The sequence below is a fragment of the Bradyrhizobium ottawaense genome (assembly GCF_002278135.3).
Taxonomy (GTDB): domain Bacteria; phylum Pseudomonadota; class Alphaproteobacteria; order Rhizobiales; family Xanthobacteraceae; genus Bradyrhizobium; species Bradyrhizobium ottawaense.
In genome coordinates, this window is sequence record NZ_CP029425.2 from 6,140,837 (window position 1) to 6,153,881 (window position 13,045).

General features: G+C 65.0%; 11 protein-coding genes. 1 reads left to right on the plus strand and 10 read right to left on the minus strand.

The window, feature by feature from the left end; translation table 11 throughout:
- Window positions 1-2: 2 nt before the first annotated feature.
- The 8 genes from CIT37_RS29080 to CIT37_RS29115 all read right to left on the minus strand — a co-directional run bounded on the left by CIT37_RS29080 (window position 3) and on the right by CIT37_RS29115 (window position 9,008).
- The gene (locus tag CIT37_RS29080) at window positions 3-1,082 is read right to left on the minus strand and encodes an isocitrate/isopropylmalate dehydrogenase family protein (protein WP_095426389.1); all 1,080 of its coding nucleotides are present in this window, start codon (window positions 1,080-1,082) and stop codon (window positions 3-5) included.
- A gap of 135 nt (window positions 1,083-1,217) precedes the next feature.
- On the minus strand, window positions 1,218-2,285 hold the full coding sequence (locus CIT37_RS29085; protein WP_095426436.1) for an alcohol dehydrogenase: 1,068 nt from the start codon (window positions 2,283-2,285) through the stop codon (window positions 1,218-1,220).
- 76 nt (window positions 2,286-2,361) lie between these two features.
- Entirely contained in the window at window positions 2,362-3,333 is a 972-nt protein-coding gene (locus tag CIT37_RS29090) for an ABC transporter ATP-binding protein (protein ID WP_028143069.1), read from the minus strand.
- Window positions 3,330-4,322, minus strand: coding sequence for an ABC transporter ATP-binding protein (locus tag CIT37_RS29095; protein WP_028143070.1), 993 nt, complete (start codon window positions 4,320-4,322; stop codon window positions 3,330-3,332). The genes CIT37_RS29090 and CIT37_RS29095 overlap by 4 nt, the downstream gene beginning before the upstream one ends.
- On the minus strand, window positions 4,319-5,191 hold the full coding sequence (locus tag CIT37_RS29100; protein WP_038946996.1) for an ABC transporter permease: 873 nt from the start codon (window positions 5,189-5,191) through the stop codon (window positions 4,319-4,321). The genes CIT37_RS29095 and CIT37_RS29100 overlap by 4 nt, the downstream gene beginning before the upstream one ends.
- Window positions 5,178-6,128 carry an ABC transporter permease gene (locus CIT37_RS29105; protein ID WP_095426390.1) on the minus strand — a complete coding sequence of 317 codons (951 nt, stop codon included), beginning with the start codon at window positions 6,126-6,128 and terminating at the stop codon, window positions 5,178-5,180. Before CIT37_RS29105 ends, CIT37_RS29100 begins: the two co-directional genes overlap by 14 nt.
- Window positions 6,129-6,135: 7 nt before the next feature.
- Complete coding sequence (locus tag CIT37_RS29110) at window positions 6,136-7,680, minus strand: ABC transporter substrate-binding protein (RefSeq protein WP_095426391.1); 1,545 nt, start codon at window positions 7,678-7,680, stop codon at window positions 6,136-6,138.
- Window positions 7,681-7,811: 131 nt separating this feature from the next.
- Window positions 7,812-9,008 (minus strand): CaiB/BaiF CoA transferase family protein, encoded by a 1,197-nt coding sequence (locus tag CIT37_RS29115; protein ID WP_095426392.1) that lies wholly within the window; start codon window positions 9,006-9,008, stop codon window positions 7,812-7,814.
- 192 nt (window positions 9,009-9,200) lie between these two features.
- Here CIT37_RS29115 and glgA point away from each other — a divergent pair, with 192 nt between their 5' ends.
- On the plus strand, window positions 9,201-10,616 hold the full coding sequence (glgA, locus tag CIT37_RS29120) for a glycogen synthase GlgA (protein WP_095426393.1): 1,416 nt from the start codon (window positions 9,201-9,203) through the stop codon (window positions 10,614-10,616).
- 65 nt (window positions 10,617-10,681) lie between these two features.
- On the opposite strand, the gene CIT37_RS29125 is transcribed toward glgA, so the two are convergent.
- The gene (locus CIT37_RS29125; protein WP_161966496.1) at window positions 10,682-11,632 is read right to left on the minus strand and encodes an oxygenase MpaB family protein; all 951 of its coding nucleotides are present in this window, start codon (window positions 11,630-11,632) and stop codon (window positions 10,682-10,684) included.
- 91 nt (window positions 11,633-11,723) lie between these two features.
- Entirely contained in the window at window positions 11,724-12,860 is a 1,137-nt protein-coding gene (locus tag CIT37_RS29130; protein ID WP_028143077.1) for a DUF3734 domain-containing protein, read from the minus strand.
- Between the last annotated feature and the right edge of the window lie 185 nt (window positions 12,861-13,045).

Sequence of the window (13,045 nt, forward strand, 5' to 3'; positions counted from 1 at the left end):
TCTCAGAGCGCCGCCAGCACCGCTTTGGTGATGTCGGCAGTCCCGTTGCTGCCGCCGAATTCCATCGGCTTGATGCCGCCGGCATAGACCTGATCCACCGCACGCTCGATCGTCTCGCCGGCCTCCGCCGCGCTCTCGACGCCGTGCTTGTCGGCGAGCCAGTCCAGCATCATCGCCGCCGACAGGATCATGCCAGTGGGATTGGCCTTGCCCTGCCCCATGATGTCGGGCGCGGTGCCGTGGCAAGGCTGGAACACGGCATATTGGTCGCCGATGTCCGCCGACGGCGCCATTCCGAGGCCGCCGATCAGGCTCGCAGTGATGTCGGAGACGATGTCGCCGAACATGTTCTCCATCACCATCACGTCGAAATCCCAGGGACGCTTCACCAGCATGGCCGAGCAGGCATCGACATAGAGCCGATCGGTCTTCACGTCGGGATGCTTCTTGGCGATCTCGTCGAAAATGCCGCGAAAGAACGCGAACGCCTTGAACACGTTCGCCTTGTCGACGCAGGCAAGCGCGCCGGGCTTGCCGCGCGCCTTGCGCCGCTCGGCGAGGCGAAACGAGAAATCGAACAGGCGCTCGGATGTCCTGCGTGTGATCACCATGGTCTCGCGCGCGTCCTCATGGGTGACGACGCCCTTGCCCATCGAGGCGAACAGGCCTTCGGTCGATTCCCGGATCACGACGAGATCGATGCCGCGCGCATCAGCGCCGACGATCGGGCTCGGCACGCCCGGAATAAGGCGCGCCGGTCGCACGCCGGCATAGAGATCGAAGATGAAACGCAGCTCGATCTGCGGCGCGATCTCGGTATTGTCGGGGTAGCGCACCGACGGCAGGCCGCAGGCGCCGAGCAGGATTGCGTCCGCCTCCTCGCACAGCTTGATGGTCGAGTCAGGCATCGACTTGCCGGTGGCAAGATAATTGTTGGCGCCGGCGGGTGCTTCAGTGAAACGGAAGCGCAAATCCGATTTCTGCTCGATCTTGCGCAGCACCTCGACGGCCGGCGCCATGACTTCGGGACCGATGCCGTCACCGGCGAGCACGGCAATGTGGAAGGCGTTTTTTGCGGACATTTAAGGCCTCAAGGAAAGGAGCTAGCCAAGTCGTCATTGCGAGGAACTCTTGCGACGAAGCAATCCAGACTGTGTCCGCGGAGGGATTTCCGGATTGCTCCGCTGCGCTCGCAATGACGGAGGAGAGAGTGTTCGCTACGGCGTCAGCACCGTGCGCCCGACCACCGCGCCCTGCTGCAATTGCACCAGCGCATCGTTGGCCTTGGCGAGCGGCGCCGTGGTCACCGGGATCGGCGGCACCTTCTTGGTGCGGACGAGGTCGAGCAATTCCCGCGTCTCGCGCAGGTTTCCGACGTAGCTGCCCTGGATCGTCACCGCCTTGATCGGAATCAGCGGCAGCGCCCAGGTTGCGCCGCCGCCGAACAGGCCGACGATCACGAGTTTGCCGCCCTTGGTCAGGCAGTCGAATCCAAGCTGCGTCGTCGCGGCATTCCCGACGAGGTCGATCACGGCACGGATCGGCCCGCCCGCCTTCTTGGCGAGTTGCTCCAGCGCATCCGGCGCCTTCGGGTCGACGGTGGCGAGCGCGCCGGCCTTCTCCGCCGCCTCGCGCTTCCTGGCATCGATATCGACCATGATCGCGCCCGTGCCGCCCATGGCTTTCAAGAGCGACAGCGCCATCAGGCCGAGCCCGCCGGCGCCGAACATCACGATCGGCGTGTCGAAATGCTGCTCAACCTTTTTCAGCGCGCTGTAGGTGGTGACGCCCGAGCAGGCATAGGGCGCGGTCGTTGCGGGATCGAGTCCCCTGAGATTGAGCAGATAGCGCGGATGCGGCACCAGCATGTGATCGGAATAGCCGCCGTCGCAATAGACGCCGAGCGAGTGCGGCGTCAGGCACATGTTCTCGTCACCGGCGAGGCACGTCGCGCACTTGCCGCAGCCAATCCAGGGATAGACCAGCCCGACATCGCCGAGCTTGAGGTCGCCCTGGTCGGTCGGTTTCACGTCGGGGCCGAAGGCCAGGATTTCGCCGACCGTCTCGTGACCCATGGTCAGCGGCAGATTGATGCCGCGGTCCTTCAGCGAGAGCGGCTTGCGGCCATGGCCGAGATCGTAGCCGCCCTCCCAGATGTGGAGGTCGCTGTGGCAGACGCCGGCGGCCTTCACCTTGATCAGCACCTGCGTGCCCGAAGGCTGCGGCGTCGCCTCGTCGAACTCCTGCAGCGGCGCCTTGAAATCGGCGACCTTGAAACTCTTCATCGGCGTTCTCCCGGCATGCTTCTCGTTGTCGCGCCACCATGCCATGGCCGGCGAGGCGAGACAAACCGGTCTTAGTTCAGGTCAGCGGATGATGGCAAGCTGCGAACTGGCGAGGCCCGATTTCGCGCAACTCCGGTATCTCCGCGCTGCATCGCTTATCGGCGCGTGGGCAGCGGGTGCGGAAGCGGCAGCCGGACGGCGGCGCAATCGGCGATGGTGGCTCACCCGCCGCCACACTCTCGGCGGGACGCACATCCGGATCGGGCACCGGGATCGCCTGCAACAAGAGCCCGGTGTAGGGATGCGCTGGATTTGCGAACAATTGCTCCGACGGACCGACCTCGCAGAGCCGACCGAGATACATCACCGCGACGCGGTCGCTGACCGCTTTGACCACTGCGAGATCATGCGCGATGAACAACAGCGTCAGGCCGAAGCGTGCTTTCATCTCCTCCAGCAAATTGAGGATCTGTGCGCGGATCGAGACGTCCAGCGCCGAGACCGGCTCGTCGCAGACGATGAATTCCGGATTGAGGACGAGCGACCGCGCGATACAGATGCGCTGGCACTGCCCGCCGGAGAATTCATGCGGCAGGCGGCCCGCGACGAGATCAGGATCGAGCCCGACCGCGCTGAGCACCTCGTGAACCCTGCGCTTGCGCTCGGCGGCATCCTTGACGCCGGCAATGATGAGCGGCTCGGCCACGATGTCGCCGATGCGACGGCGCGGATTGAGCGAGGCGATCGGATCCTGGAAGATCAACTGCACGCGGCGGCGCATCTTGCGCAACGCCTCGCCCTCCATCGCGGTGAGATCTTCGCCGTCGAACAACACCCGGCCGGATTTGGCACGTCGCAATTGCAGCACCGCGCGCCCCAGCGTCGACTTGCCGCAGCCGGATTCTCCGACCAGCCCCAACGTCTCGCCGCGCGCGACCGCAAGGCTGACACCGGACACCGCATGCACCGTCTTGTTGCCGAGACCATATTCGACGACGAGATTGTCGACGTTCAGCAGCGGCTCAGCGCGCGCGGCAAGCTGCATCATGCGCCAACTCCCTCCGCCATCTGGATCGGGTGGAAGCAGGCATAGAGATGATCGGGCATCTCGGCGCTCTTCAGGTCGGGCTTGGCCTCATGACAACGGCTAGCGGCATAGCGGCAGCGAGGCGCGAAGGAGCAGCCCTTTAGCGGTCGTGTCGGATCGGGCGGACGGCCGGAGATCGCGGGCAGCGGGGTATGGGGCGCGGTCTCCAGCTTCGGGATCGCCGCCAGCAACGCTTCGGTGTAGGGCATGTGCATGCGCTTGAACAGCGCCTGGGTCGGGGCGCGCTCCACCACCCTGCCCGCATACATCACGGCGACCTCGTCGGCACGGCCCGCGACCACGCCGAGATCGTGGGTGATGATGATCATCGCCATGTGGCGGCGGCGCTGCTCGCGCGCGAGCAGATCGAGGATCTGTGCCTGGATGGTGACGTCGAGCGCGGTGGTCGGCTCGTCCGCGATCAGCAGCTTCGGTTCGCAGGACAACGCGATCGCAATCGCGATGCGCTGGCGCATGCCGCCGGAACATTGATGCGGATATTGCGCGAGCCGCTGCTCAGGCGCCGGGATTCCGACAGCCGCCAGCAGCTCGATGCTGCGCTTCCGTGCTGCGGGGGCATCGAGCTCGAGATGCTCCTGGATCGTCTCCATCAGCTGCGTGCCGATGGTCAGCACCGGGTTTAGCGAGGTCATTGGGTCCTGAAACACGACTGCGAGATCGCGCCCGCGCAAGCGACGCAAGGGTTCCGCATCGAGCCGCACCAGATCCTGGCCGTCGAACATCACGCGGCCCGTGAGCTTTGCCTTTTTCGGTAGCAGCTGAAGCACCGCGCGCGAGAGCATGGTCTTGCCGCAGCCGGACTCGCCGACGATGCCGAGCGTGCAGCCCGCCTCCAGCGACAGGTCGACATGATCCACGGCGCGCAGATTACCGCGCGGCGTCGGTAGCTCGACTGCAACGTCCTCGATGATCAAGAGCGGAGCGCTCACAGCGCCCCCTGACGCGGGTCGGTCAGCGCCCGCAAGGTATCGCCGACCAGATTGAAGGCCAGCACGGTGAGGAACAATCCGGTCGCCGGCAGGAACGCCAGCCGCGGCGCGACGTCGAGGCTGTCGCGCCCTTCGCCGATCATGCTGCCCCAGCTCGCCATCGGCGGCGGCACGCCGAGACCGAGGAAGGACAGCGCCCCCTCGACCACGATGGTGACGGCAACGCCGAGCAGGAAGAAGGCCAGCAGCGGCAGGATCACGTTCGGCAATAGCTCGCGCAGCAGGATGCGCGCATGGCTGGCACCTAACGCCTCGGCCGCGATCACGAATTCCCGCCGCGCCAGCGTCAGCGTCGCGGCCCGCGCCACACGCATGAAGGCGGGAATGCCGAGCACGCCGAGGATCAGGGTGAGGTTGGGGACGGACTGACCGAGATAAGCCGTCACCGCGAGCGCGAAGATCAGCGGCGGAAAGGCGAGCAGCACGTCCATGCTGCCGACCACCAGCGTCTCGAACCGGCCGCGGAAATAACCGGCGAGCAGGCCGAGCGCGCCGCCGAGCGTAAGGCCGATCATCGGCGCGATCAGCCCGACGGTCAACGACACGCGCGCGCCAAAAATCAGGCGGGCGAGCTCGTCGCGGCCGAGCCCGTCGGTGCCGAGCCAGTGCTCGGTGGAGAACGCCGCGCGGCGCTCCAGCATGTCCATGTCTACGGGGTTCTGCAGCGGCAGCACCGGCGCAAGGATCGCGAGCGCAAGGATGATCGCGAGCCAGGCGCTCGCGATCCAGAACAGCAGGCCGAGCCTGCGCTTGCGGCCGACCGGCACGGGCGCCGCCTCGTCCTGCATCGAGAGCTCAAGCGTGGCCATGGCGGATCCTGGGGTCGAGCACGGCGTAGAGCATGTCGACGATGAAATTCACGATGACGAAGCCGCAGGCAACCAGCAGCACGACGCCCTGGAGGATGACGAGGTCGCGGGTGTAGATCGCCCCGACCAGCAGCCGGCCGATGCCGGGCAGCGCAAAGATCGATTCCACGATCAGGGTGCCGCCGAGCAGGCGGCCGATATTGATGCCTGTGACCGTCACCAGCGTCAGCGACGAGGGCTTGAGCGCATGCACGAACAGGATACGCGCGGGCTTGAGACCCTTGGCCTTGGCGAGCGCGATATAATCCTCCTGCAAGGTCGCGATCATGTCGGAGCGCAGCACCCGCATGATTCCCGGCCATTCCGCCAGCGCCAGCGTCAGTGCCGGCAGCACGAAGAAGCGTAAATTCGCCAGCGGCGCCTCGGTGAACGGCACATAGCCCGTCGCCGGCAGCCAGTGCAGCTCGACCGCGAACAGATAGATCAGCAGGATCGCCACCAGGAACGACGGCATCGACAGCATCGCGAACGCGCTGCCGGTCATGAAACGGTCGAACGCGCCGCCGGCACGCGCGGCACAGGCGATCGCAACCGGGACGCCGATCAACAGTCCGATGAACTCGGCCATCAGCATCAGTTGGAGCGAGACCGGAATGCGCTCGGCGACCGCCTGCAACACCGTCTGCCCGGTGCGGAACGAGCGGCCGAGATCGCCCTGCAGGACGTGACCGAGCCAGCTCAGGTAACGCCACCACAGCGGCTGATCGAGCCCCATGTCACGGCGCAGCGCCGCGACAGTCTCCGGCGTTGCCTGATCGCCGAGGATGACGAGAGCGAGATCGCCCGGCAGCAGCGAGGCGATCAGGAAGGTCAACAGCGACACGGCGAGCAACACCGGCAGCATGCCAAGCAGCCGCCGAACGACGAAGTTCAGCATCGCGCCATCATTCCAGCCAGGTCCTCGATACGTCGATCACGCCGTTGTAGATCTTGGGGAAGCCTTTCAGCTTGGCGCTCGACAGCGCGTAATAAGTGTTCTGGAAGGTCCAGAACCAGATTGCCTCCTTGTTGATCAGGCGGCCGATGGCGCAGTAATCCTCGGTGCGTTGCCCAAGGTCGGCGGTGACGCGCGCGTGGTCCAGCAGCTTGTCGAGCTCCGGGTTTGAGTATCCGGCCAATGCCAGCGGGCTGCCGCTGCGGAAATTCGCGTACATCTGCGGGTCGGGATCGGCGAGATCGACGATGCGCCACGGCGTCATCTGGAACTGGCGGGTGAAGGCGCGTGACGGAATGGTCGCCTGATCGACCTGCTCGATCTCCATGTTGGCGCCGGCGCGCTTCCAGAATTGCTGAAGCACCTGGCCGATCATGCGGCCGCGCGGGGTTGCGGTCACCAGCATCTTGAACTCGACCGGCTTGCCGTAATCCTTGATCAGCGCCTTGGCCTTCTCGACATCGAACGGCAGCGCGCCGTCATCCTTGCATTTGACCCAGGAGCCATCGCCATAGGGATTGGTCGCGGGCCGGCTCAGGCCGTTGCTGATCGCCTGCGACATTTTCGGGCGGTCGAGCGCCATCACCAGCGCCTGACGCACGCGGACATCGTCGAACGGCGCGACCTTGGTGTTGAAGGCGTAGACCTGCGCGCCCGAGCCCTTGTAGGTGTGCACCGTGAGCTTGGAGTCCTTCTGCGCCTTCATGATGTTGTCGGCGTCGTTCTCGTCGTCCCAGATGATGTCGGCCTCGCCCGATTGCAGCGAGGCGAAGCGCGACTGCGCATCGGGCAGCGGCTTTAAGATGATGCGGTCGAGATAGGGACGGCCCTTGTCCCAGTAGTTGGGGTTTTTCTCCAGCACCATCCGGTCGCCTGCGGTCCATGATTTCAGGATGTAGGGACCAGTGCCGACGGGATTGCGATTGTAGTCGTCACCCTTCGTCTTCCAGGCGGTCGGCGACTGAATGACGTTGTTGGAGCTCTGGATGGTGATCACCGCCGGCCAGTTCACCGAGGGATCGGTCAGATTGAAGACAACGGTGGTTTCGTCCGGCGCCAGCACTTCCTTGACGTTGGTGATGTAGAAGGCGCAGCGGCATTTGTTGGCCGGGTCCTTCTGCCGGTCAAAATTCTCCTTGAAGGCCTGCGCATTGAACGGCGTGCCGTCGTGGAATTTCACACCCTCGCGGAGCCTGAAGGTCCAGCTCTTGTAATCGTCGGAATGGGTCCATGACATCGCGAGCTTTGGCGCGGCTTCGCCCTTGTCGTCGAGCGTGGTCAGCGTATCGAAGATCGCCGCGGCCGCGGTGAAGGTCGAGGTGTCGTAGACGCCGACCTTGAGCGGATCGAAGCCCGCGATCTCCAGCTCCTGGCCGACGGTGATGCTGCCGCCCGGCTTCTGCGCTTGCACCGGCCCGGCCAGCGGAAGGAGGGCAAATGCCGCAACAAGGAAAATCGGCGCGTGCTTGCGCGCCGCGGCAGCAATGTTCGTCATGGTTCCTCCCGGGATCCCTCGTCCGATGTTTCGGATCGTTGAATGACTGGGGACGAGATTGGCGACAAAAGCTCGCCACGGCAAGAGGAACGCGCGACAGATCACACGCCGCACGTGCGGCGTAATGGTGCTCAGCCTGTCGCGGCAGTTTTGCCTGTCGGAATTGATGCATCATCGGCGAGGCTGATCTCTTCGCGCAGGGCATCCGTATGCTCGCCGAGCACGGCCATCGTCTTGGCCGGCGTGGTATCGGCACCCGACATCCGGAATGGCAGGTTGAGCACCTGAAAGGAGCCGCCCTCGTCCCGCACCTCGGAGAGCGCCTGCCGGTGCGCAAGCTGCGGATCGGCCAGCGCCTCGGACACGGTGCGATAGGCCGAAGCCGGCACGCCGGCAGCCCCGAGCGCTGCGAGACACGCATCGGTCGTGAGCTGCCGCGACCAGGCCTCGACGCCGTCCATCACCTCGGCCCAATTCTCGCGGCGCGCGGCATAGGTCGCAAAGCGCGGATCGGAGATCCATTCGGGGTGACCGATCACGCCCATCAATCCCTGGAACGTCTTCTCGCTGGCGACCGTGATCATGACATAGCCGCTTGCCGTCTCGGTCGGGCCGAACATCGGGCGCGGCGGTGGCTTCACGGCGAATTGTGCGCTCTGCAATTCGGTCAGCGTCAGTGACAGCATCGATTCCAGCATCGACACGTCGATGTGCTGGCCAAGGCCGGTCACGGTCCGCTGATAGAGTGCGGACGCGATCGCGCCGAAGCCGTAGGTGCCGGTGACCACGTCGGCGTGATAGATGCCGCAATAATCAGGGCGATTGCGGCCGGGCTGGTAGGCCAGATGCGCCATATCATAGCCGGAGGCGGCATGGATCACCGGCGCATAGGCCGGCAGCTCGGCCGAGGGGCCGGTCTGGCCGTGGCCCGAGATCGAGCAATAGATCAGCTTCGGGTTGACGGTGCGCAGCCTGTCGTAGTCGAGCCGCAGCCGATGCATCACGCCGGGGCGAAAGTTCTCGACCAGGATGTCTGATGTCGCGGCCAGCCGGCGCACCGCCTCCTTGCCGTCCTCGGACTTGAGGTCGAGCACGACGCTCTTCTTGCCGACATTGAGCTGGCCGAACGCGGTGCTGCACCCCTTGCGCAGCGGCGGCCGGGTCCGCATGGTCTCCCCGCCGTCGGTCTCGATCTTGATGACCTCAGCGCCCATGTCGGCAAGCATCCGCGCGCAGTGAGGACCGGCGATGGTGGTGGAAAAATCCAGGACCCTCAGCCCGGCGAAGGTTTTTGTCGTCGTCCCCTCATGCTTATCTGCTAGCTGCATGCCTGCTCACGTCCTTGGGTCTTAGGAACTCTCGAAGTTCTCTGTTGTTGATGCGGCGACCCTAGAGGGCGGCGGCCGAGTAGGAAAGTGTTTACCGAACCGACACGCCGCGTGGGTGGGCTTTAAGAATTCCCGGACAACTGGACCCGTTCTTGCATAGTAGCGAACGGGATCGACAGAGGGCAGCTGTTCTTGAGGGTCTTGTTCGTCACCACGGAGTTGGACGACTTCGTCCGCGTCGGCGGCCTTGGAGCCGTGTCCGCTGCGCTGCCCCGCGCCCTTCGCTCCTTTGCCGATATCCGGATCATGCTGCCCGGCTATCGCGACATCATCGAGCAACTCACCCATATTCAGATCGTTGGGCGCAGCCCGGCCTTCGCAGAGATGCCGGCCTGCTCGCTCGGACGGGCAGCGACCAAGGACGGCCTGCCGGTCTACGTGCTGTTGTGCTCGCAACTTTACGACCGGCCCGGTAACCCCTATGGCGACGAGTCCGGGCGCGACTGGCCCGACAATGACATCCGCTTCGCGCGCTTTGCCTCTGCCGCCACTGAGCTGGCCATGGGCAAGCTGGACAAGAATTGGGCAGCTGACCTGATCCATGCCAATGACTGGCAGGCCTCGCTCGTGCCGGCCTATCTCGCCTGGCGCGGCTCCAAGCTGCCGTCGATCCTGACCATTCACAATCTTGCCTATCAGGGCCTCTTCCCGAAGGACTCGCTGCGGCGGATCGGCGCACCGGAGAGCTCTTTCCACATCGACGGTGTCGAGTTCTACGACCAGCTGTCCTTCCTCAAGGCGGGCCTCGTCTACGCCTCGCACCTCACCACCGTCAGCGGCACCTATGCGCGCGAGATCACCACCGCCGAATTCGGCTGCGGCCTGGAGGGCCTGCTCCGCCTGCGCTCGGACGCGTCCGAGCTCACCGGCATCCTCAACGGCATCGACGAGAGCTGGGACCCGCGCTCCTGCGCCCAGCTCGCCCAGCAGTTCGGCGCCGGCGACTGGGTCGGCAAGAGGGCCAATGCGGACTACGTCCGCAAGCAGTTTGGCTTAGCGGTCTCGCGCGGCCCGATGTTCGGCATCGTCGCGCGTCTCGTGCACCAGAAGGGCATCGATCTCGTGCTGTCGGCGGCCGACGAGATCGTCGATGCCGGCGGACAGATCGTGGTCACCGGCTCCGGCGAGCCGGCGCTGGAGCAGGCCTTGATCGACGCGCATCGCCGCCGCCCCGACGCGATCGGAGTTGTGATCGGCTTCAACGATGCCCAGGCCCGCCGCATCTTTGCCGGCAGCGATTTCACCCTGATGCCGTCGCGCTTCGAGCCGTGCGGGCTCAGCCAGATGTACGCCCAGCGCTTCGGCTCGCTGCCAATCGGTCACCAGACCGGCGGCCTTGCCGAAACCATCACCGACGGCGAGACCGGCTTCCTGTTCTCGAGGCCCTCGCGCGAGTCCTTCCTTGGCGGCGTCCGCCGCGCGTTCTCGGCCTTCATGGCGCAGGACCAGCTCGACACCATGCGCCGCAGCGCCATGGGGCGATCGTTCTCCTGGAGCATCTCGGCGGGAAGTTACAGCGCGCTGTACCGGAAGCTGGCTTCGGTGTGAGACAGAGGCGTATCTCTGTTCTCCGCCGTTGCGAGCGCAGCGAAGCAATCCGAGAGATCGGGCCTTTACCCCTTTCCGCGCACATCCATCTGCGGCCGCCCGATCCACGCCCTGTTGAGGCAGCGCGTCATCCAGTCGGGCTGCGGCTCGCCCCGCAGCCGCGCCTGCGCTTCCTGGTAGGGCCCGACATAGCGCAGCCGATCCGGCAATGTCGGATAGATGCGCCGGATCCATCGCAGCGCGTTGTCGGCCGATCTGAGCTCCCGCTCGCCGAGCTCGAACCCGAAGCCGGCGCGCAATCGTTCCGGCAGCAGGCTCGCCGTGAGCGAGCGATACCATCGTGGCGGCCGCAACCACGGACGCGCGCCGCTAAAAATCTGCGCCGCGATCTCGCGCGCCGCCGGGCTCACGGTCAGCGTGTCCGTCTGCACCATCGCCGCGGTGTAGGACGTAAAGCCCGACCAGTCCGCGGGCAGATCATCCGCCGTCAATCCGAACAATGCACCGAACGTCCGACTCTCGCTCCAGTAGCGCTCGCGCTCCTCCACGGAGAATGGCGGCAGAACCAGCTCGTGCGCCATCAGCGCCGTCTCGACCAGCGTCGCATGGACCCAACGCAGCGAGGGGATATCGTTGGCGCAGTAGCGCGAGCCTGCCGCAAAGGGACCGACCGTCTCCGGCATCTCTCCGACGATCATGCTGTGTCGTCGGTGCAGCTGCCGGGAGGACAGCAAGGCACGGTCGAGCGAGCCGAACACCATGGCAAAGACGATGTCGAAGGTGCGATGGAAGCGGCCAATCGGATCGGCCAGGGTTTTCGAATGCTCGGCGATGGCGGCGGCGACCCAGGGATGCGCCAGTTGCAGCAACAACGCGCGGCCGGCACCGAGAAAGATGACCGCCTCCCGGTCGATCCGCCAGGTCAGCGTATCAGGACCGAACACGCCCGCTACCGGCCCCGCCGCGTTGGCGCGGACCAGATCGAGCGTTGCCTCCAGATCTTTCTCAGCGACCAATTGCAAGCCTCGCGACGAACACGGGGCAACAATAGCCCAGACCTAGCCCTCGGGAAATCGCCACTGCGCAAGACAATCACGCGTAAAGCCCTCACTCCGCCGCAATCGGCATCTCCTCCATATGCTCGTGCAGCACCACCCCGGCGAGCGGATCGAATTCGCCGATCCAGGGCTTGCGTGCCAGGACCGATCGCGTGTGAGCGTAACCAGCGTGCCAACGCCGTGTGATCCCCGACGGACTGAAGTCGATATCCTTGGTATGGGTCTCGCGCTCAAGCTGCGGCGCCAGCAGCCGTACCACATGCATGCGGGTCGGACAGCCATAGCTCGTCAACTCTCTCACCGCGGGATCGCTGCGCTCGCTCTCCGGAAGCCGTGCCGCGAGCTGGTTGATGACATGGCGCAGGCGATGGGCCTGCTGCTGGCGCGCAATCTGGCTCGAAATGCGGCTGGAATATTGCACGTCCTTGTGCCGGTTCAGCACCTCCGCGATCGTGTTCGGCTCGGGTCCGACGGGATTCCACAAATGCACGGAGAAGATCAGCGAATCCCTGCGCGGATTGTCGTCGAACACCGCTTCCGTCGGCGTGTTCGACAGGATGCCGCCGTCCCAATAGAGCTCGCCGTCGATGCGCACCGCCGGGAAAGCCGGCGGCAGCGCGCCCGACGCCATTATGTGCTTCACCGTCAGTTCACTGTCGCGGCTGTCGAAATAGCGCATTTCACTGGTGCCGACATGAGCCGCACCGACCGTCAGGCGCGGCGCGCAGCGATTGGCGAGATCGAAATCGACGAGCTCGCTCAGCGTCTTCTCCAGCGGCGCGGTCGAATAATAGCCCGCGTTGTCGGCACCGAGCGGATAGGAATCGCCCGCATGCGCCAGTGGATTGGGCCGGAAGAAGCCGCGAATGCCGCCGGTGACCGTCGACCAATAAGCGAGCCTCTCGTTGAAGTCGGGAAAGGCGCCGCCCAGGGTCCAGACCGGGGCCTGCTCCATCCGCTTCCAGAATTCCTTCAGGCGCGCAAGCCGTTGCTCCGGCACGTTGCCGGCAATCAGGCTCGCATTGATGGCGCCGATCGAGGTGCCGATGACCCAGTCCGGCTCGATGCCGGCCTCGTGCAGCGCCTGGTAGACACCCGCCTGATAGGAGCCAAGCGCACCGCCGCCCTGAAGCACCAGCACGACCTGACCCGGGATATCCGCACCTTTGCCCTTCATGCCGTTCATGGTTCGCTCCTGGTGAGCCTGCACCGGCCGAATTTTCGTCGCACGCGGCGGCATTGTTACCCGCGATCATTTTAAGAGATGGCGGGATCTTTTGAAATGCCAGTTGGCTTCCAAGTCCATACGTCCGTGCTATCGCGCGTGGGATGTCATTTCTGGTTCCGATCGGCTAGATTTGAGGTCGATTT

Excerpts from the sequence above, each read along its gene's own strand:
- CIT37_RS29085 (WP_095426436.1), bottom strand. The coding sequence starts at position 2,285 with ATGAAGAGTTTCAAGGTCGCCGATTTCAAGGCGCCGCTGCAGGAGTTC.
- CIT37_RS29115 (WP_095426392.1), bottom strand. The coding sequence starts at position 9,008 with ATGCAGCTAGCAGATAAGCATGAGGGGACGACGACAAAAACCTTCGCC.
- CIT37_RS29130 (WP_028143077.1), bottom strand. The coding sequence starts at position 12,860 with ATGAACGGCATGAAGGGCAAAGGTGCGGATATCCCGGGTCAGGTCGTG.
- CIT37_RS29100 (WP_038946996.1), bottom strand. The coding sequence starts at position 5,191 with ATGGCCACGCTTGAGCTCTCGATGCAGGACGAGGCGGCGCCCGTGCCG.
- CIT37_RS29105 (WP_095426390.1), bottom strand. The coding sequence starts at position 6,128 with ATGCTGAACTTCGTCGTTCGGCGGCTGCTTGGCATGCTGCCGGTGTTG.
- CIT37_RS29080 (WP_095426389.1), bottom strand. The coding sequence starts at position 1,082 with ATGTCCGCAAAAAACGCCTTCCACATTGCCGTGCTCGCCGGTGACGGC.
- CIT37_RS29090 (WP_028143069.1), bottom strand. The coding sequence starts at position 3,333 with ATGATGCAGCTTGCCGCGCGCGCTGAGCCGCTGCTGAACGTCGACAAT.
- CIT37_RS29110 (WP_095426391.1), bottom strand. The coding sequence starts at position 7,680 with ATGACGAACATTGCTGCCGCGGCGCGCAAGCACGCGCCGATTTTCCTT.